The 16,594-nt window shown below is 61.7% G+C and carries 18 protein-coding genes; 9 read left to right on the top strand and 9 right to left on the bottom strand.

From position 1 onward, the window contains the following. Positions 1 to 90: 90 nt before the first annotated feature. Positions 91 to 1,500: an amino acid permease gene (locus tag V3W39_RS32710; RefSeq protein WP_177079795.1), complete on the bottom strand. Its 1,410-nt coding sequence runs from the start codon at positions 1,498 to 1,500 to the stop codon at positions 91 to 93. Between the two features lie 525 nt (positions 1,501 to 2,025). Here V3W39_RS32710 and V3W39_RS32705 point away from each other — a divergent pair. Further along, on the top strand, positions 2,026 to 2,163 hold the full coding sequence (locus V3W39_RS32705; RefSeq protein ID WP_003175756.1) for a hypothetical protein: 138 nt from the start codon (positions 2,026 to 2,028) through the stop codon (positions 2,161 to 2,163). Positions 2,164 to 2,240: 77 nt separating this feature from the next. Then, entirely contained in the window at positions 2,241 to 3,200 is a 960-nt protein-coding gene (locus V3W39_RS32700; protein WP_177121765.1) for a leucyl aminopeptidase, read from the top strand. 215 nt (positions 3,201 to 3,415) lie between these two features. Here V3W39_RS32700 and rluB read toward each other — a convergent pair whose 3' ends face one another. The 6 genes from rluB to V3W39_RS32670 form a co-directional block, all read right to left on the bottom strand. Beyond that, positions 3,416 to 4,660: a 23S rRNA pseudouridine(2605) synthase RluB gene (gene rluB / locus V3W39_RS32695; protein ID WP_177115529.1), complete on the bottom strand. Its 1,245-nt coding sequence runs from the start codon at positions 4,658 to 4,660 to the stop codon at positions 3,416 to 3,418. Between the two features lie 143 nt (positions 4,661 to 4,803). Beyond that, positions 4,804 to 4,995: a DUF1289 domain-containing protein gene (locus tag V3W39_RS32690; protein ID WP_003220079.1), complete on the bottom strand. Its 192-nt coding sequence runs from the start codon at positions 4,993 to 4,995 to the stop codon at positions 4,804 to 4,806. A 126-nt stretch (positions 4,996 to 5,121) separates the two neighbouring features. Further along, positions 5,122 to 6,087 carry an SMC-Scp complex subunit ScpB gene (gene scpB, locus V3W39_RS32685; RefSeq protein ID WP_330214101.1) on the bottom strand — a complete coding sequence of 322 codons (966 nt, stop codon included), beginning with the start codon at positions 6,085 to 6,087 and terminating at the stop codon, positions 5,122 to 5,124. 12 nt (positions 6,088 to 6,099) lie between these two features. After that, entirely contained in the window at positions 6,100 to 6,798 is a 699-nt protein-coding gene (locus tag V3W39_RS32680; RefSeq protein WP_177042780.1) for a segregation and condensation protein A, read from the bottom strand. A 120-nt stretch (positions 6,799 to 6,918) separates the two neighbouring features. Beyond that, entirely contained in the window at positions 6,919 to 7,548 is a 630-nt protein-coding gene (locus tag V3W39_RS32675) for an L-threonylcarbamoyladenylate synthase (RefSeq protein ID WP_003220075.1), read from the bottom strand. A gap of 13 nt (positions 7,549 to 7,561) precedes the next feature. Beyond that, positions 7,562 to 8,425 (bottom strand): PHP domain-containing protein, encoded by an 864-nt coding sequence (locus V3W39_RS32670; RefSeq protein ID WP_010169890.1) that lies wholly within the window; start codon positions 8,423 to 8,425, stop codon positions 7,562 to 7,564. Between the two features lie 87 nt (positions 8,426 to 8,512). Here V3W39_RS32670 and V3W39_RS32665 point away from each other — a divergent pair, with 87 nt between their 5' ends. From V3W39_RS32665 to V3W39_RS32635, 7 genes are all read left to right on the top strand, one after another. Continuing rightward, complete coding sequence (locus V3W39_RS32665; RefSeq protein ID WP_330214100.1) at positions 8,513 to 9,109, top strand: septation protein A; 597 nt, start codon at positions 8,513 to 8,515, stop codon at positions 9,107 to 9,109. Between the two features lies 1 nt (position 9,110). Continuing rightward, positions 9,111 to 9,410, top strand: coding sequence for a YciI family protein (locus tag V3W39_RS32660; protein WP_010169892.1), 300 nt, complete (start codon positions 9,111 to 9,113; stop codon positions 9,408 to 9,410). A 106-nt stretch (positions 9,411 to 9,516) separates the two neighbouring features. Then, entirely contained in the window at positions 9,517 to 9,924 is a 408-nt protein-coding gene (locus V3W39_RS32655; RefSeq protein ID WP_010169893.1) for a translation initiation factor 2, read from the top strand. Positions 9,925 to 9,931: 7 nt separating this feature from the next. After that, a complete protein-coding gene (locus V3W39_RS32650) occupies positions 9,932 to 10,609 on the top strand; it encodes a response regulator transcription factor (protein WP_003220065.1) in 678 nt (225 codons plus the stop codon). A gap of 258 nt (positions 10,610 to 10,867) precedes the next feature. Continuing rightward, entirely contained in the window at positions 10,868 to 11,332 is a 465-nt protein-coding gene (locus tag V3W39_RS32645; RefSeq protein ID WP_010169894.1) for a hypothetical protein, read from the top strand. A gap of 65 nt (positions 11,333 to 11,397) precedes the next feature. Further along, positions 11,398 to 12,741, top strand: a complete 1,344-nt coding sequence (locus V3W39_RS32640; protein WP_177042767.1) for a sensor histidine kinase — start codon at positions 11,398 to 11,400, stop codon at positions 12,739 to 12,741. A gap of 40 nt (positions 12,742 to 12,781) precedes the next feature. Further along, positions 12,782 to 14,131: a CoA transferase gene (locus V3W39_RS32635; protein ID WP_177115527.1), complete on the top strand. Its 1,350-nt coding sequence runs from the start codon at positions 12,782 to 12,784 to the stop codon at positions 14,129 to 14,131. Between the two features lie 116 nt (positions 14,132 to 14,247). Here the strand turns inward: V3W39_RS32635 and V3W39_RS32630 are convergent, their stop codons facing one another. Further along, positions 14,248 to 15,111, bottom strand: coding sequence for a DNA-3-methyladenine glycosylase family protein (locus tag V3W39_RS32630; protein ID WP_330214102.1), 864 nt, complete (start codon positions 15,109 to 15,111; stop codon positions 14,248 to 14,250). 2 nt (positions 15,112 to 15,113) lie between these two features. Next, positions 15,114 to 16,541, bottom strand: coding sequence for an arginine-ornithine antiporter (gene arcD, locus V3W39_RS32625; RefSeq protein ID WP_177134282.1), 1,428 nt, complete (start codon positions 16,539 to 16,541; stop codon positions 15,114 to 15,116). Between the last annotated feature and the right edge of the window lie 53 nt (positions 16,542 to 16,594).

Raw genomic sequence — 16,594 nt, 5'->3', positions numbered from 1 at the left:
GGGCCGGCATTCCGGGCGTTTGCCAAAAGTGACCCGCTGTAAGAGCGGAACCATAAGCCGCCGTGACCGCAGCAACGGATATGTACCCAATCACCCCGGACTCACCACCCCCTCCCGAGCCTTGCGCTTATTCTTGATGCCGTAGCAAACCCACATAAACACCACCCAAACCGGAATCGCATACACCGACACCTGAATCCCCGGAATCAACAACATAACCCCAAGGATAAACACCACAAACGCCAGGCAAACGTAATTCCCATACGGATACCAAAGCGCCTTGAACAACGGCACCTGCCCCGTCCGATCCATATGCTGGCGAAACTTGAAATGCGAAAAGCTGATCATCGCCCAGTTGATCACCAGGGTCGCCACCACCAGCGACATCAGCAACTCCAGCGCATGCTGGGGAATCAGATAATTCATCAACACCGCCACCAGCGTAATCGCCGCTGACGCCAGGATCGACCGTACCGGCACCCCGCGCTTGTCGATTTTCGCCAACACCCGAGGCGCATCCCCCTGCTCGGCCATGCCCAACAGCATGCGGCTATTGCAGTAAGTGCCACTGTTGTAGACCGACAACGCCGCCGTCAGCACCACAAAGTTGAGAATGTGCGCCGCCGTATTACTGCCCAGCATCGAAAACACCTGCACAAACGGACTGCCGCTATACGCATCACCAGAAGCATTCAGGGTTTCCAGCAAGCTGTCCCAAGGCGTCAACGACAACAGCACCACCAACGCACCAATGTAGAAAATCAGGATCCGGTAGATCACCTGGTTAATCGCCTTCGGAATCACCGTGCGTGGCTTGTCCGCCTCGGCGGCGGTAAACCCGAGCATCTCCAGGCCGCCAAACGAGAACATGATGATCGCCATGGCCATCACCAAACCACCAACACCATGGGGGAAGAACCCACCGTGTTCCCACAGATTGCTCACCGAAGCTTGTGGCCCGCCGGTGCCGCTCACCAGCAGGTAACTGCCCAGGGCGATCATCCCGACGATGGCGACCACCTTGATGATCGCAAACCAGAACTCGGCCTCACCGAAGACCTTGACGTTGGACAGGTTGATCACATTGATCAGCACGAAAAAGGCCGCCGCCGACACCCAGGTCGGGATCTCGGGCCACCAGTAGTGCACGTATTTTCCGACGGCCGTCAGCTCCGACATGCCCACCAGAATGTACAAAATCCAGCAGTTCCAGCCCGACAGGAAGCCGGCGAAACCGCCCCAGTACTTGTGGGCAAAGTGGCTGAAGGACCCGGCCACCGGCTCTTCGACGATCATTTCGCCCAACTGGCGCATGATCATGAAGGCGATAAAGCCGCAGATGGCATAGCCGAGGATCATCGACGGCCCGGCGGATTTCAGCACGCCGGCCGAACCCAGGAACAACCCGGTGCCAATCGCGCCACCGAGGGCGATCAGTTGAATATGGCGATTTTTCAGGCCGCGCTTCAGTTCGCCTGAATGCGAGTTGGCTTCACTCATGAAAAGGGTCTCACGCAAGGTTTGATGGTGCTCATGGAGGGGTGCTGCTTTGGTAACGGGCTACAGCAGCGCCGATCAAACCCCGGTCCAGCGTTTTTTCTTACGGTCATACGTCACCTGTTGTTTTTATCTGTGACGAAATCGAACCCGACGGGCTTGTGGCCTGGCGGAATGAACAAGGCGGATAGCCCTGAAAGAGTGGGATCACAGTAAAACGCGGCGCATTGTACACCGCCAAACCTGTCTGGGCCGACAGGATGCTGTGCGGCAGATAGCAGGGACATTGGGAAAATTCTTTCAGATATAGAGAAATTGACGACAGGCCACTTCCTACAAAAACACACAGCCAACTGCCTGTTTCATCGACATAAACCAAATAGCCATCAAAACGGAATAAAAAATCCAAATGAAACCGTGTCAATAAAAATTTTGCATTCCCAAACACACTCTTCTAGGTTCATCCACTTGCCCAGCGCAGCCCGCTGGCAAGCTCGTTCTCAAACAACGTCATCTAGGAGATTCACCATGCAAGCACTGGAAAACGACCTGGAAACCGAACTGCAACTCGACGATTGGTTTGAAGCGCCGACCCACGAGGCCGCCGTTGAAATGATGCAAGCCGATGCCGTCGTGCCATTTGGCACCGCGATGTGGCCTTTCTAATCTGATCAGGCACCCCGGCAGGCGCGGGACGCCGCACCTGCCACTGCTCCTACCGAAGGCTTTGAAGGAAGGACGTCATGGACAAGGCCCGCGCCGTCGAACATTTTCTGTATTACCTCGCCCATCACCCGGCCCTCGCCGGCCTGCACCGCCCTACCATTCTGATCGGCCATACCGAACGCTACGACGCCATCGCCCAATCGATCATCCAGGGCAGCGCCGCGCGTTTCGACTTCCAGGTACAACGCCTGGACCAGGCCCCCAGCGAAGTGCTGGCCAAGGCCATCGAAGACTGCGACCTGTACATGTTTCTCTACGATTCCTCGACCTTGCCCAACCCACGCGCCGAAGGCCCGGACTTTATCCGCGCCCTGCAAGGCGTGATGGCTGAGCACTGGAAAAAATCCCTGCTGCTCAAGGACTACGGCGATTATTTCTACGACACCTTCAGCGTCGCCCCCCAGCGGATTGCCGACCTCAACGCCACGTTGATCCGGCGCATGTCCCAGGCCAGCGTGCTGAGCTTCACCGACCAGCATGGCTCGCGCCTTGAAGCGCCCATGAGCAGCATCAAGAAGTGGACCAATATCAACGGCGTCGGCAACCACGACCTGGCGCCCGGCGAGATCGCCACCCACAGCGAGGCCATCAACGGCCAGGTGCGGTTTGTCGGCACCTTCCTCAGCACCATCCCCTTTGCGCGTAAATACGGCGTGCTGCAATCCCCGCTGGAACTGTGGATCGAGAACTCGACCATCTGCACCGTCGCCAGCGAAGTACCGGGGCTGGCGGACGACTTCAACAAATACCTGAATGCCAACCCGTCCAACCGCCGGGTGGAGGAACTGGGCATCGGCACCAATGAAGGCGTGAAGGACTTGTATGCGCGCAATGCCGGCTTTGAAGAGCGCCACTGCGGGCTGCACCTGGGCCTGGGTGGCGGGCAGAAAGGCAGCCATCATCTGGACCTGATCTTCGCCAGCGGCGTGTTGGCGCTGGATGACAAGCCGGTATTCGATGGGGCCTTCATGTTCTGACACGCCGTCAAAACAAATGGGGTTCAACATGTGGGAGCTGGCTTGCCTGCGATGCGGGCAACTCGGTCCACCGGCAATACCGAGGTGATGCCATCGCAGGCAAGCCAGCTCCCACAGGAAAGCAGGTTTGCTTTGTAGAGTGCACTCCAAATCCAGACCAAAAAAAAACGCCAACCCTGAGGTTGGCGTTTTTTTATGCAGCGCTTAACGAATCACTACGGCTTCTTGCGACCAAAACCTGGACGCTGGCCGGAACCGGCCGGTGCACCACGACGCTTGCCCGATGGCGCGTCATCGACCAGTTTCAAACCCGGGCGCTTTTTCGGCGCTGGCTTGGCCGGGCGTTTGGTGCTGGCGTTGTCGTCGGCACGGCCGCTAGCCGGAGCACCACGGCCGGACTCGCCACGGTTACCGCGACCGCCTGCAGGTGCATCACCACGACCGGCTGGACGCGGCGCGCGCGGAGCACGTTCGCCATCCTGACGAGCCGGTGCAGAAGGACGACGCTCGCCTTCGATGTGCGGCTCGCGGGAGATGCGACCACCAGTGGCCGGTGCATCCAGCGCCGGGCGCAGGGTGCGGGCAACACGGTCGGTACGCGCTACAGGGCGCGACGATTTACGCTGCATACGCTCAAGCTTGTCTTTGCTCTTGGCGTTCATCTGCGGCATGGCCACCGGGGTCAGGCCGACTTCAGCGCTCAGGATGTCGACTTCGTACTGGCTCATTTCGCGCCAGCGGCCCATCGGCAGGTCGGAGTTGAGGAACACCGGGCCGAAACGCACGCGCTTCAGGCGGCTGACCACCAGGCCCTGGGATTCCCACAGGCGACGCACTTCACGGTTACGGCCTTCCATCACCACGCAGTGGTACCAATGGTTGAAGCCTTCGCCGCCCGGCGCCTGCTTGATGTCGGTGAACTTGGCCGGGCCGTCTTCCAGCACGACGCCGGCTTTAAGGCGCTCGATCATTTCGTCATCGACTTCGCCACGCACACGTACCGCGTATTCACGGTCCATCTCGTAGGAAGGGTGCATCAGGCGGTTGGCCAGCTCACCGTCGGTGGTGAACATCAGCAAGCCGGTGGTGTTGATGTCGAGACGACCGATGTTGATCCAGCGGCCTTCTTTAGGGCGCGGCATCTTGTCGAATACAGTGGGACGGCCTTCCGGGTCGTCACGGGTGCAGATTTCGCCATCGGGCTTGTTGTACATGATGACGCGGCGCACCGATTCGGCGGCCTCTTCACGCTTGATGACCTTGCCATCAATGGTGATGGCATCGTGCAGGTCGACGCGCTGGCCAAGGGTGGCTTCAACGCCATTGACCTTGATGCGCTTCTGGGTGATCCAGGCTTCTACGTCGCGGCGCGAGCCTACGCCGATACGGGCGAGGACTTTCTGCAGTTTTTCGCCTGCGGGGCCGATTTCCTGGCTGTCGTTCTGGTCTTGGTCACTCATCTTAAGCACCTCCCGGTGTGTCGATTCAGGCTTGGCCTGAAGATAGTAAAAGCTGGGCGTTTGGCGAACGCATCGCCAAAGGGTCGCGAATCATACGCTCATGGCGCGCGTTGCGCATCAGAGACTAGCCGATAACTGCAGGTTCATTTGCCTTTCCGCCGACCGGTGGCACCCAGTGCAAGAAGGCGCAGCTCGGCTTCGGCCAGCACCGTGCGCTTGTCGACCTTGTCGAGTTTCTTCCAGGCGCGGATCTCACGCTTGCTGCGCCCGCAACCCACGCAGATATCGTCAGTGAACTTGCAGATGCTGATGCAGGGGTCTTTGGTGGAGCTCATTGAAATCCTCCCAGGCACTGGTTTTCTGTGGGAGCTGGCTTGCCTGCGATGGCATCACCTCGGTGTAGCAGAAAGACCGGATCGCCTGCATCGCAGGCAAGCCAGCTCCCACATTTTGAAGCGGCGTCAGTCTTCGAATTGGCGGCGTTCGTTTTCGATGGCTTCGGCCAGGGCCCGGGCTTCGTCCTCTTCGTCGCTAAGGGGCGGTTGTTCAAGGGCTGCAACAGCGGCCAGCAGTTTGGCGCGGGCTTCTGCTACACCGAGAATGTCTTCTTCGGGGTCAGGGTCAGGCTCCGGCTCAGGTTCAACTTCGACTGGCGCCTCAACCTCATCGTTCAGTTGCAGCACGGGCGCCGGCTCCCCATCGCTGACCGCGCCATCACGCAGCAAATCGTCGAAGTCGGTCTTGATGCCCTGCTCCATGTCGTCCAGTTCCAGCAACAGCGTATGGAAACTGGTTTCGTCCTTCGGCTCTTCCGGCTCGGCGCTGGCGTCGGCCAGTTCCTGCAAACCGGCGGGCACGGGCGCGTCGTCGAAGTCCAGAACCGGGTCCGGCTCCATCTCCCGCAACTCGGCCAACGGCGGCAAATCGTCGAGGTTTTTCAGGTTGAAGTGGTCAAGGAACACCTTGGTGGTGGCGAACATCGCCGGCTTGCCGGGCACGTCCCGATAGCCAACGATCCTGATCCACTCACGCTCCAGCAGCGTCTTGACGATATGGCTGTTGACCGCCACGCCCCGCACGTCTTCGATTTCGCCCCGGGTGATCGGTTGGCGATAGGCGATCAGTGCCATGGTCTCCAGCATCGCCCGGGAATAGCGCTGCGGGCGTTCTTCCCACAGGCGGCCGACCCACGGGGAGAACTTCTCGCGGATTTGCAGGCGATACCCGGACGCCACTTCCCGCAGCTCGAAGGCACGGCCGTCGCAGGACTTTCGCAGAATCTCCAGGGCCTTCTTGAACACCGGCGGCTCAGGGCGTTCGGCTTCTTCAAACAGTTCGAACAGGCGTTCCAACGATTGCGGCTTGCCCGAGGCCAGGAGAAAGGCCTCCAGCAGCGGGGCCAGTTCGCGGGGTTCAGTCAGATTCATCGATTCAGCTCTTTATTCGGCTCGCGCCCGCACGTGGATAGCCGCAAAAGGCTCATTCTGGACCAGCTCGACCAAGGATTCCTTGACCAGTTCGAGGATCGCCATAAAGGTCACCACCACCCCCAGGCGCCCTTCTTCTTTGGTAAACAGTTCGGCAAAAGGCACAAACCCGCCGCCCTTGAGGCGGTCGAGCACATCACTCATGCGTTCGCGGGTTGACAGCGCCTCGCGGCTGACCTGGTGGCTTTCAAACATGTCGCCACGGCGCAGCACCTCGGCCATGGACATCAGCAATTCTTCCAGGCTCACATCCGGCAACAGCTTGCGCGCCCGGGCTTCCGGGGCGTCGAGCTTGGGCACCACCACGTCGCGGCCCACCCGGCTCAGGCCGTCGATGCCTTCGGCCGCGGCCTTGAAGCGCTCGTATTCCTGCAGGCGACGGATCAGTTCGGCGCGGGGATCGTCCTCTTCCGCCTCGATGGTTTCCGAGCGCGGCAGCAGCATGCGCGATTTGATCTCCGCGAGCATCGCGGCCATCACCAGGTATTCGGCGGCCAGCTCCAGGCGCACCGTCTGCATCAACTCGACATAACCCATGTACTGGCGGGTGATTTCCGCCACCGGGATGTCGAGGATGTTGATGTTCTGCTTGCGGATCAGGTACAGCAGCAAGTCCAGCGGGCCTTCGAAGGCTTCGAGGAAGACTTCCAGGGCGTCCGGCGGGATGTACAGGTCCAGCGGCATTTCCATGACGGCCTGGCCGTAGACCATGGCAAATGGCAGTTCCTGCTGGGCGCCCGCCTGGCTGTCGACGGTTTCCACGGCCGACATTCAGGCCTCGACCATGAACGGTGCCGGGTCGCCGCAACCCACGCGCACCACTTCCGGTTCGCCGTCGGCCAGGTTGATCACGGTGGAGGCCTTGTTGCCGCCATAGCCGCCGTCGATGATCAGGTCGACGTGTTTTTCCAGCAGGCGGCGCATTTCGTAAGGGTCGTACAGCGGCTCTTCTTCACCCGGCAGGATCAGCGACACGCTCATCAGTGGCTCACCAAGTTCGGCCAGCAACGCCAGGGCGATCGGGTGTTCCGGCACCCGCAGGCCGATGGTGCGCTTCTTCGGGTGCAACAGCAGACGCGGCACTTCGCGGGTGGCGTTGAGAATGAAGGTGTAGGGCCCCGGCGTGTGGGCCTTGAGCAGGCGAAACGTGCCGGTGTCGACCTTGGCGAACAGCCCCAGTTGGGACAGGTCGCTGCAAATCAGCGCGAAGTTGTGGTTCTTGTCCAGGTCACGCAGGCGTCTTACGCGCTCCACCGCATTCTTGTCGCCGATCTGGCAACCGATCGCGTAGGAAGAATCCGTGGGATAGATCACCACGCCACCGGCGCGGATGATCTCCACGGCCTGTTTGATCAGCCGCGCCTGCGGGTTTTCCGGATGAATCTGGAAGAATTGACTCACGTGTTCTACCTGTTCAGACGGTGGCAATAATGGGGTCATGTTTGAAGCGACACCAAAGGGGCGGCAAATCTTCCGGGACTGCGCGGTATTCGCCAATCTCGGACCAGCCGCCAGGGCCATGAAAATCACTGCCGGCGCTGACCAGCAGACCAAATTCGCGGGCAAGAATCGCCAGGCTGCCCACCTGTTCGGCGGGTTGATGCCCGTTGACCACTTCGATTGCGTGGCCGCCCGCTTGAATATAGTCGCCAATCAGCTTGCGGCGCTTGCTGCGGGTGAAATCGTAATGCCAGGGATGCGCCAGGCTGACCCACGCGCCCGCTGCCCGCAACGTGCCAACGGTGTCTTCCAGGGTCGGCCAGTGTTGCTTGACGTCTCCCAGCTTGCCGGCGCCCAGCCATTTGCGGAATGCTTCGGCGCGATCCTTTACAAACCCTTCACGCACCATCCAGTCGGCAAAGTGCGGACGGGCCGGGGCGTTGCCGCTGTCGCCCAGTTCCTGCTGGATGGCGCGGGCGCCCTCCAGGCCGTTGGGCATGCCCTTCAAGGCCAGCTTGCGGCTTATTTCTTCGGACCGCAGCCAGCGGCCATCGTGCAATTGGGCGATGGCCGCAACCAACGGCGGCGCGTTGACGTCGAAACCGTAGCCCAATACATGAATGGTTGCGCCGCCCCAGGTGCAGGACAATTCAACCCCGTTGACCAGTTGCATACCCAGCGCATTCGCCGTTTCACGGGCTTCTGCCAGGCCTTCGAGGGTGTCGTGGTCGGTCAACGACAGGACTCGCACGCCTTTTTCAAACGCACGCGCAACCAGGACCGCGGGCGCCAGTGCGCCGTCGGAGGCTGTGCTATGGCAGTGCAAATCAACATTCACGGGAGTGTGTAACCTCAAGTCAGCTGGCGCTTTCGCTACCAAGGATGTTTGTTATTATGCCGCCACATCCAGCTTCTGGCTCTTACTGTGAAACAATTCATCGACTTCATCCCGCTGTTGCTGTTTTTCATCGTTTACAAAATCGACCCTCGCTCAATCGATATTGCCGGCCACGAGCTGACAGTCGGTGGCATCTATAGCGCCACGGCGGTGCTGATCATCAGCTCCGTGGTGGTCTACGGCGCTCTCTTCATCTCCCAGCGCAAGCTGGAAAAAAGCCAATGGCTGACCCTGATCGCCTGCCTCGTGTTCGGCAGCCTGACCCTGGCCTTCCACAGCGAAACCTTCCTTAAATGGAAAGCCCCGGTGGTCAACTGGCTGTTCGCCCTGGCCTTTATCGGCAGCCACTTCATCGGTGACCGCCTGCTGATCAAGCGGATCATGGGCCACGCGCTGACGTTGCCGGAGCCCGTCTGGACCCGCCTGAACATCGCCTGGATCGTGTTTTTCCTGTTCTGCGGCGCCGCCAACCTGTTCGTGGCCTTTACCTTCCAGAGCTACTGGGTGGATTTCAAGGTGTTCGGCAGCCTGGGCATGACCGTGCTGTTCCTGGTCGGCCAGGGTATCTACCTGTCGCGCCACCTGCATGACACCGACCCCACCACGCCGAAAACCGAGGACTGACATGCTCTACGCCATCATTTCTACCGACGTCGCCAATTCCCTGGAAAAACGCCTGTCGGTGCGCCCGGCCCACCTCGAGCGCCTGAAACAGCTGCAAGCCGAAGGCCGCCTCGTATTGGCCGGCCCGCATCCTGCGGTCGACAGCAATGACCCGGGAGACGCCGGTTTCACCGGTAGCCTGGTGGTCGTCGAGTTCGCATCCCTCGCGGCGGCACAAGCCTGGGCCGACGCTGATCCGTATGTGGCGGCCGGCGTGTACGCCCAAGTGCTGGTCAAGCCGTTCAAGCAAGTCCTGCCTTGATTCGTTGCGCGCTGAACCAATTGGCTTCAGCGCACTCCTAAACGCTCATTATTCCCGGTAACCTGCCGACAACGTTCTGAATATTCGTGTGGAATCAGGAGTTCCGATGCGCTTACGTCAGTTGTGTCTGTTGGCAGTGTTAATGATCGGGGCTACGGCCCACGCTGAAGAAACCTCGAACACCGGCAGTTCCACGCCCCTGTCCTTGAGTGCCGGCAGCCAGATCACCGATTTGCAGCAACGTTTGAAAGAAAGCGAACGGCAGCGGGAAGAACTGAGCAAGCAATTGCAAAGTGCTGACGCCACCCGGGAAAGTACCCAACTGAGTAAACTGCGCCAGGAGAACCAACGCCTGGCCCAGCAACTCAAAGAAGCACAGGGCAGTGCCTTGCCACGCTGGCTTACCGAACAACAGCAATGGTTTGTGACCGGCGGGGCAGTCGCGCTGATCGCCCTGCTGTGCGGGATCTTCGCCAGTGGCGGGCACCGGCGCCGTCGACAATGGCTAAATTGAGTGAGTCATGAGCGAGCTGTTACTGATAGATGATGACCAGGAGCTCTGTGAGCTGCTGACCAGTTGGCTGAGCCAGGAAGGTTTCCAGGTGCGCGCCTGCCATGACGGCTTGAGCGCACGCAAGGCTTTGGCCGAAGCCGCCCCGGCGGCGGTGGTGCTCGACGTGATGCTGCCCGATGGCAGCGGCCTGGAGCTGCTCAAGCAATTGCGCAGCGACCACCCGGAGCTGCCGGTGCTGATGCTCTCGGCCCGGGGTGAACCCCTGGACCGGATCCTCGGCCTGGAACTGGGCGCCGACGACTACCTGGCCAAACCCTGTGACCCTCGCGAACTGACTGCCCGCTTGCGCGCCGTGCTGCGCCGCAGTCACCCGGCCGCCGTGTCTACCCAACTGGAGCTGGGCGACCTGTGCTTTAGCCCGGTGCGTGGCGTGGTCACTATCGATGAGCAGGAATTTGCCCTGACCGTGTCCGAGAGCCGCCTGCTGGAAGCCTTGCTGCGCCAGCCGGGCGAACCGCTGGACAAGCAGGAACTGGCGCAAATCGCCCTGGGCCGCAAGCTGACCCTGTATGACCGCAGCCTGGACATGCACGTCAGCAACCTGCGCAAGAAGATCGGCCCGCACCCCGATGGCCGGCCACGAATCGTGGCGCTGCGTAGCCGCGGCTATTACTACAGCCTCTAAGTCCCCTGTGGGAGCTGTCGAGCCTTGGCGAGGCTGCGATGGCATCACCTCGGTGCAACGGAGAGACCGCGGTGCCTGCATCGCAGCCTCGCCAAGGCTCGACAGCTCCCACACATGATCTCCCCTGCCGGGATAGTTTTGTCAGCCCCGCCCAAAATCCTCTTTACCCAAGCTTTACCCTACCCTGACTGCCGCTGACCTTGATCTCCGTAATCTACTCACATCCGGACTCACCGGAATAGAGACAGGAGAATCACCATGCGCAAGACCCTTATCGCTCTGATGTTCGCTGCTGCCCTGCCAACCGTTGCCATGGCCGCGGCCCCAGAAGGCCCAGGCCCGATGGGCGGCCCTGAAGGCCACATGATGGGTGGCCCAGGCCACGGCGGCGAACACGGCATGCGGGGCAAAGGTGGCCCTTTCAGCCAGCTTGATCTGACCCATGAACAGCGCCAGCAGATCGGCAAATTGATGGGCCAGCAATGGCACGCTCGCAAAGAGCTGGTCAAAAAGTACCTGGATAAACTCCCGGCTGCTGACCAGAAAGCCATGCAAGACGAAATGGCCGCCGGCAAACAGAAAACCCAGGCCGACATCCGTGCCGTGCTGAAACCCGATCAACAGAAGAAATTCGACGAAATCGTGAAGAAACAAGCCGAGCGCCGCGCCGAGTGGAAGGAATTCCAGGCCTGGAAAGCCCAGCAGCCGCAAAAAGCGCAATAATGATCTAGCTTCACTCCCAGCCCAGTGGCCACCGCCGCTGGGCTTTTCCTGTTTGAGGATTTCTTGTGCGTTCATTGTTCTGGCGCGTCCTTGCCAGCTTCTGGCTGGCCATCGCCCTGGTTGCCGGGTTGTCGATCCTGCTTGGGCATATGCTCAACCAGGACGCCTGGATTCTCAGCCGCCACCCCGGGCTCAATAACCTCGCGCAGGAATGGACGCAGCTCTATGAGGCTCAGGGCGAGGACGCCGCCCAGGACTTGTTGCAACAGCGCAAGCGCCAGTATCACATCGACGTGCAAGTGCTTAACGAAAGCGGCGAGCCCGTGGTGCGCGGCACCTTCCCGCGCCGGGCCGCCGCCCTCGAGGCCCGGCAAAACGACAGCCAGGACCGCCACCTGCCCTGGCGCCGCCTGACCGCCGAATACACCAGCGAAAAAACCGGCGACACCTACCTGCTGATCTACCGCATCCCTCACCCGGAACTGGACGCCTGGCACCGCAGCAGCCTGCTCTGGCCGCTGAGTGCCCTGGCGATTGCGCTGGTGGTGCTGACCCTGTTCAGCCTGCTGGTGACGCTGTCTATCACCCGTCCCCTCAGCCGCCTGCGCGGCGCGGTGCACGACCTGGGCCAAACCACCTACCAGCAAAACAGCCTGGCGCGACTGGCCAACCGTCGCGACGAATTCGGCGTGCTCGCCACCGACTTCAACCGCATGGGCGCCCGCCTGCAAAGCCTGATCGGCAGCCAGCGCCAATTGCTGCGGGACGTGTCCCACGAACTGCGCTCGCCCCTGGCCCGCCTGCGGATCGCCCTGGCCCTGGCGGAACGGGCCACGCCCGAGGCACGGGAGAAACTCTGGCCACGCCTGACCCGTGAATGCGACCGCCTGGAAGCACTGATCAGCGAAATCCTGGTACTCGCCCGGGTGGACGCCGACAACGCCAGCGCCGAAGACATCGACCTCAATCCGTTGCTCAGGACCCTGCAAAAAGACGCCCTGCTCAGCGCGCCGGACCAACCCGTGCAGCTCGATGCCGAAGCCGGTCTGCACCTCAAGGGCTGGCCGACCATGATCGAACGCGCGGTGGACAACCTGCTGCGCAATGCCCAGCGCTTCAACCCGCCCGGCCAGCCGATTGAAATGGACGCCAAACGCCAGGGCGAACGCATTGTGATCAGCGTGCGCGACCACGGCCCCGGCGTCGACGCCGAGCACCTCAGCCAACTGGGCGAGCCGTTTTACCGCGCCCCGGGGCAAACCGCCCAAGGCCACGGCCTGGGCCTGGCCATCGCCCGCCGCGCGGCAGAGCGCCATGGCGGCAGCCTGATCCTGGCCAATCATCCAGGCGGCGGCTTTATCGCCAGCGTGGAGTTGCCGTTGGAACCCGGGGTTGTCATTCAACCCTGATGATCTTCTATGATGGTCCTTCTCATAAGGAGGGCCTTTGATGACTGATCTGCTCACTCCCATCCAGGAAGCACTCGACTTACCCGTCACCGCGCTGGCCTTCACCGAGGCCGGCGCCCTGCCCTCGACCTTCGCCGTCACCGACCTGGCCAGCGCCAGCATCGGCGCAGCCGGCCAGGCGGTTGCCCGGTTGCTGTTGCAGCAAACCGGGCGCTTACCCGCGGTGACCGTCGATCGACGCCTCGCCTCATTCTGGTTTTCCTCGTCCCTGCGTCCCGATGGCTGGGCCACACCGCCGCTGTGGGACCCCATTGCCGGCGACTACGCCTGCGCCGACGGCTGGATTCGCCTGCACACCAACGCACCGCACCATCGCGCCGCCGCCGAACGCGTACTCGGGCAGGCCGCTGACCGTGAGGCGATGGCCGCGAAGGTTGCGCAATGGAACGCTGCCGAGCTGGAACAAGCGATTGTCGAGGCGAACGGCTGCGCGGCACAGATGCGTTCGTGGCAAGACTGGCAAGCTCATCCTCAAGGTTTGGCGGTCAACCAGGAACCGCTGGTGCATCGCCAGACCTTCGCTGCCCTCAGCGACAAACCCTGGCGGGGCTCGGTGGCGCGGCCCTTGGCGGGCATCAAGGTGCTGGACCTGACCCGCGTATTGGCCGGCCCTACCGCCAGCCGCTTTCTCGCCGGGCTTGGGGCCAACGTACTGCGCATCGACGCCCCGGACTGGAACGAACCCGGCGTGGTGCCGGAAATGACCCTGGGCAAACGCTGTGCCCGCCTGGACCTGAAAAACGCCGATGACCGGCAAATCTTCGAAAGCCTGCTCAAGGACACCGACATTCTGCTGCACGGCTACCGCGCCGATGCGCTGGAGCAACTGGGCTACGGCGAGGCTGCGCTGCAAGCCCTCGCGCCCGGCCTGATCGACGCCAGCCTCAATGCCTATGGCTGGAGCGGCCCATGGCGCAATCGCCGGGGCTTCGACAGCCTGGTGCAGATGAGCACCGGGATTGCCGAGGCGGGCCGGCAGTGGAAAAAGGCCGACAAACCAGTGCCGCTGCCGTTGCAGGCCCTGGACCACGCCACCGGGTATTTGATGGCGGCCGGTGCGATCCAGGCCTTGAGCGAACGCTTGAAATCCGGGCGCGGCGGTTCGGCGCTGCTGTCGCTGGCGCGCACGGCGAAACTGCTGGTGGACGCCGGACAAGTTCAGGAACAACCGCCATTGCGGGGCGAAGAACCGAGTGATCAGGGCCTGGTGGTGGAGCAAACCGCCTGGGGCCCGGCCCATCGATTACTGCCCCCGGTGACCATCAGCGGCACACCATTGCAGTGGGATTTGCCCGCAGTTGAATTGGGTTCACATCGCCCTCAGTGGTGACCTGAAAATCGCTATCGCGGGCAAGCCCGGCTCCCACAGTTGACCGAGTTGTCTGGGCTGGCTCAGATCTCCTGTGGGAGCCGGGCTTGCCCGCGATGAGGCCCTTACAGTCACGGTCAATCTGCCCGGCTCAATGATGTCCACAAATGCTGCGCCGCATATGCCCTGAGCGGCCGCCAGGCCTCAGCCCGCGCCAGCAACTGGCGCGGGCTTACCGGCCCGCCCTCCAGCGCCGCCAACGCATTGATCAACCCGATATCCCCCGAAGCAAACGCATCCTGCTCACGCATCTGGCGCATGGCGATGTACTGCGCCGTCCAGTCACCGATCCCCGGCAATGCCACCAGCCGCGCCACGCCCTCCTTCAAACTTGCCTTCGGCTGGAACACCTGCGGGTCATCCAGCAACGCCTGGGCCACCACCGACAAGGTACGCCCGCGACTTTTCGGCATGCCCAGGCTCGCCAGGTCCGCCGCCGCCAACACCTCGGCGGCGGGAAACACATGGGTCACACCGGCATGGGGCGTGACCAACGGCGTGCCGTACTGCGCCACCAACTTGCCCGCCAGCTTGATCGCTGCCACCACGGTAATCTGCTGACCCAACACCGCACGAATCGCCAACTCCAACCCGTCCCAGGTTCCCGGTACCCGCAGGCCGGGACGCGCCGCCACCAACCGCGCCATCAAGGGATCCGTCGCCAGTTGCCGGTTGATCACCTTTGGATCGGCCGACAGGTCAAACATGTCCCGCAACCGCCGCTCAATCTCCGGCAACGCAGCCAGGTCGGGAAAACCCACCGTTACCTCAAGCCAATCCCCGGCACCCGGCGACACACTGAGCCAACCCTGCTGACCGTCGACACTGATACTGCGCGAGTACACGCCGTCGTCCACGGTCTCCAACCCGCTGATGGCCCGGGCTGACAAAAAACCCAGCATCGCCGTCCAGTCATACGGCGCCTGATACGCCAGCTGAATCCTCACAACGACAACACCCCGCTGTACAACCCATACGCCGCCAGGCTCGCCCCGGCGATCACGCAGGCGAAAATGCCTTTTTCCAGGTGGGTAAACAAGGGCTGGCCCTGCTCGCGCTTGGCCAGGGCAAACAGAATCACCCCGGGCGCATACAGCAGCGCCGACAACAGCAGGTATTTCAAACCTCCGGCGTAAAGCAGCCACACCGCGTAAGCCAGGGCAACCAGGCCCACCAGCAGGTCCTTCAGGCGCTCGCCATGGGCGCCTTCGTAGGTTTCGCCGCGTCCGCTCAACAACACGGCATAAGCCGCCGACCACAGGTAGGGCACCAGAATCATCGACGACGCCAGGTAGATCAGGGTGGTGTAGGTGCTTGCCGAAAACAGCGTGATCACCAGGAACAGCTGGATCATCACATTGGTCAGCCACAGCGCATTGACCGGCACCTGGTTGACGTTTTCCTTTTTCAGGAACGCGGGCATGGTCTTGTCGTGGGCGGTGGCGTAGAGGATTTCGGCGCAGAGCAAGGCCCACGACAGCAGCGCGCCCAGCAGCGAAACCGCCAGCCCGATGCTGATCAGCAATGCGCCCCAGGGCCCGACAATATGCTCCAGCACGCCGGCCAGGGATGGGTTTTGCAGGTTGGCCAGTTCCGGCTGGCTCATGATCCCCAGCGACAACAGGTTGACCAACACCAGCAGCGCCAGCACGCCCAGGAAACCGATCACCGTGGCCCGGCCCACGTCCGAGCGCTTCTCGGCCCGGGCCGAGTAGACGCTGGCGCCCTCGATGCCGATAAACACAAACACCGTGACCAGCATCATGTTGCGCACCTGGTCCACCACGCCACCGAAGTTCGGGTTGCTCAGGCCCCAGATATCCCGGGTAAAGATGTCGGCCTTGAACGCCACGGCGGCGATCACGATAAACATCACCAGCGGCACGATCTTGGCCACAGTGGTGATCTGGTTGATGAACGCCGCCTCCTTGATCCCGCGCATCACCAGAAAATGCACGGCCCACAGCAACACCGACGCGCAACCAATCGCCACCGGCGTATTGCCCTGGCCGAACACCGGGAAAAAGTAGCCGAGGGTACTAAATAGCAACACGAAGTAACCGACGTTGCCCATCCAGGCGCTGATCCAGTAACCCCAGGCGGACGAGAAACCCATGTAGTCGCCAAACCCGGCCTTGGCGTAGGCGTATACGCCAGAATCGAGCTCAGGCTTGCGGTTGGCCAGGGTCTGGAACACGAAGGCGAGAGTCAGCATGCCCACGGCGGTGATGCCCCAGCCGATCAACACCGCGCCTACTTCAGCCCGCGCCGCCATGTTCTGCGGCAACGAGAAAATCCCGCCGCCGATCATCGACCCCACAACCAGGGCGATCAAGGCGTTGAGGCGCAGTTTTTCCGAGGATTGGGACATGGACACTCCTGAACAAAAACAACAATCGAGCCAACAACTGTGCACTCAACTAA

Source organism: Pseudomonas sp. Z18(2022), assembly GCF_036346535.1.
Classification (GTDB): Bacteria; Pseudomonadota; Gammaproteobacteria; order Pseudomonadales; family Pseudomonadaceae; genus Aquipseudomonas; species Aquipseudomonas yamanorum_A.
The sequence above is the reverse complement of the archived record's forward strand: the minus strand, read 5'-3'. Positions and strand labels throughout refer to the sequence as shown.

Bases quoted from the DNA above. Each gene is read 5' to 3' on its own strand.
- V3W39_RS32635 (WP_177115527.1), top strand. From the start codon at position 12,782: ATGACTGATCTGCTCACTCCCATCCAGGAAGCACTCGACTTACCCGTC.
- V3W39_RS32645 (WP_010169894.1), top strand. From the start codon at position 10,868: ATGCGCAAGACCCTTATCGCTCTGATGTTCGCTGCTGCCCTGCCAACC.
- V3W39_RS32655 (WP_010169893.1), top strand. From the start codon at position 9,517: ATGCGCTTACGTCAGTTGTGTCTGTTGGCAGTGTTAATGATCGGGGCT.
- V3W39_RS32705 (WP_003175756.1), top strand. From the start codon at position 2,026: ATGCAAGCACTGGAAAACGACCTGGAAACCGAACTGCAACTCGACGAT.
- V3W39_RS32690 (WP_003220079.1), bottom strand. From the start codon at position 4,995: ATGAGCTCCACCAAAGACCCCTGCATCAGCATCTGCAAGTTCACTGAC.
- arcD (WP_177134282.1), bottom strand. From the start codon at position 16,541: ATGTCCCAATCCTCGGAAAAACTGCGCCTCAACGCCTTGATCGCCCTG.
- V3W39_RS32710 (WP_177079795.1), bottom strand. From the start codon at position 1,500: ATGAGTGAAGCCAACTCGCATTCAGGCGAACTGAAGCGCGGCCTGAAA.
- V3W39_RS32650 (WP_003220065.1), top strand. From the start codon at position 9,932: ATGAGCGAGCTGTTACTGATAGATGATGACCAGGAGCTCTGTGAGCTG.
- scpB (WP_330214101.1), bottom strand. From the start codon at position 6,087: ATGAATCTGACTGAACCCCGCGAACTGGCCCCGCTGCTGGAGGCCTTT.
- V3W39_RS32660 (WP_010169892.1), top strand. From the start codon at position 9,111: ATGCTCTACGCCATCATTTCTACCGACGTCGCCAATTCCCTGGAAAAA.
- V3W39_RS32700 (WP_177121765.1), top strand. From the start codon at position 2,241: ATGGACAAGGCCCGCGCCGTCGAACATTTTCTGTATTACCTCGCCCAT.
- rluB (WP_177115529.1), bottom strand. From the start codon at position 4,660: ATGAGTGACCAAGACCAGAACGACAGCCAGGAAATCGGCCCCGCAGGC.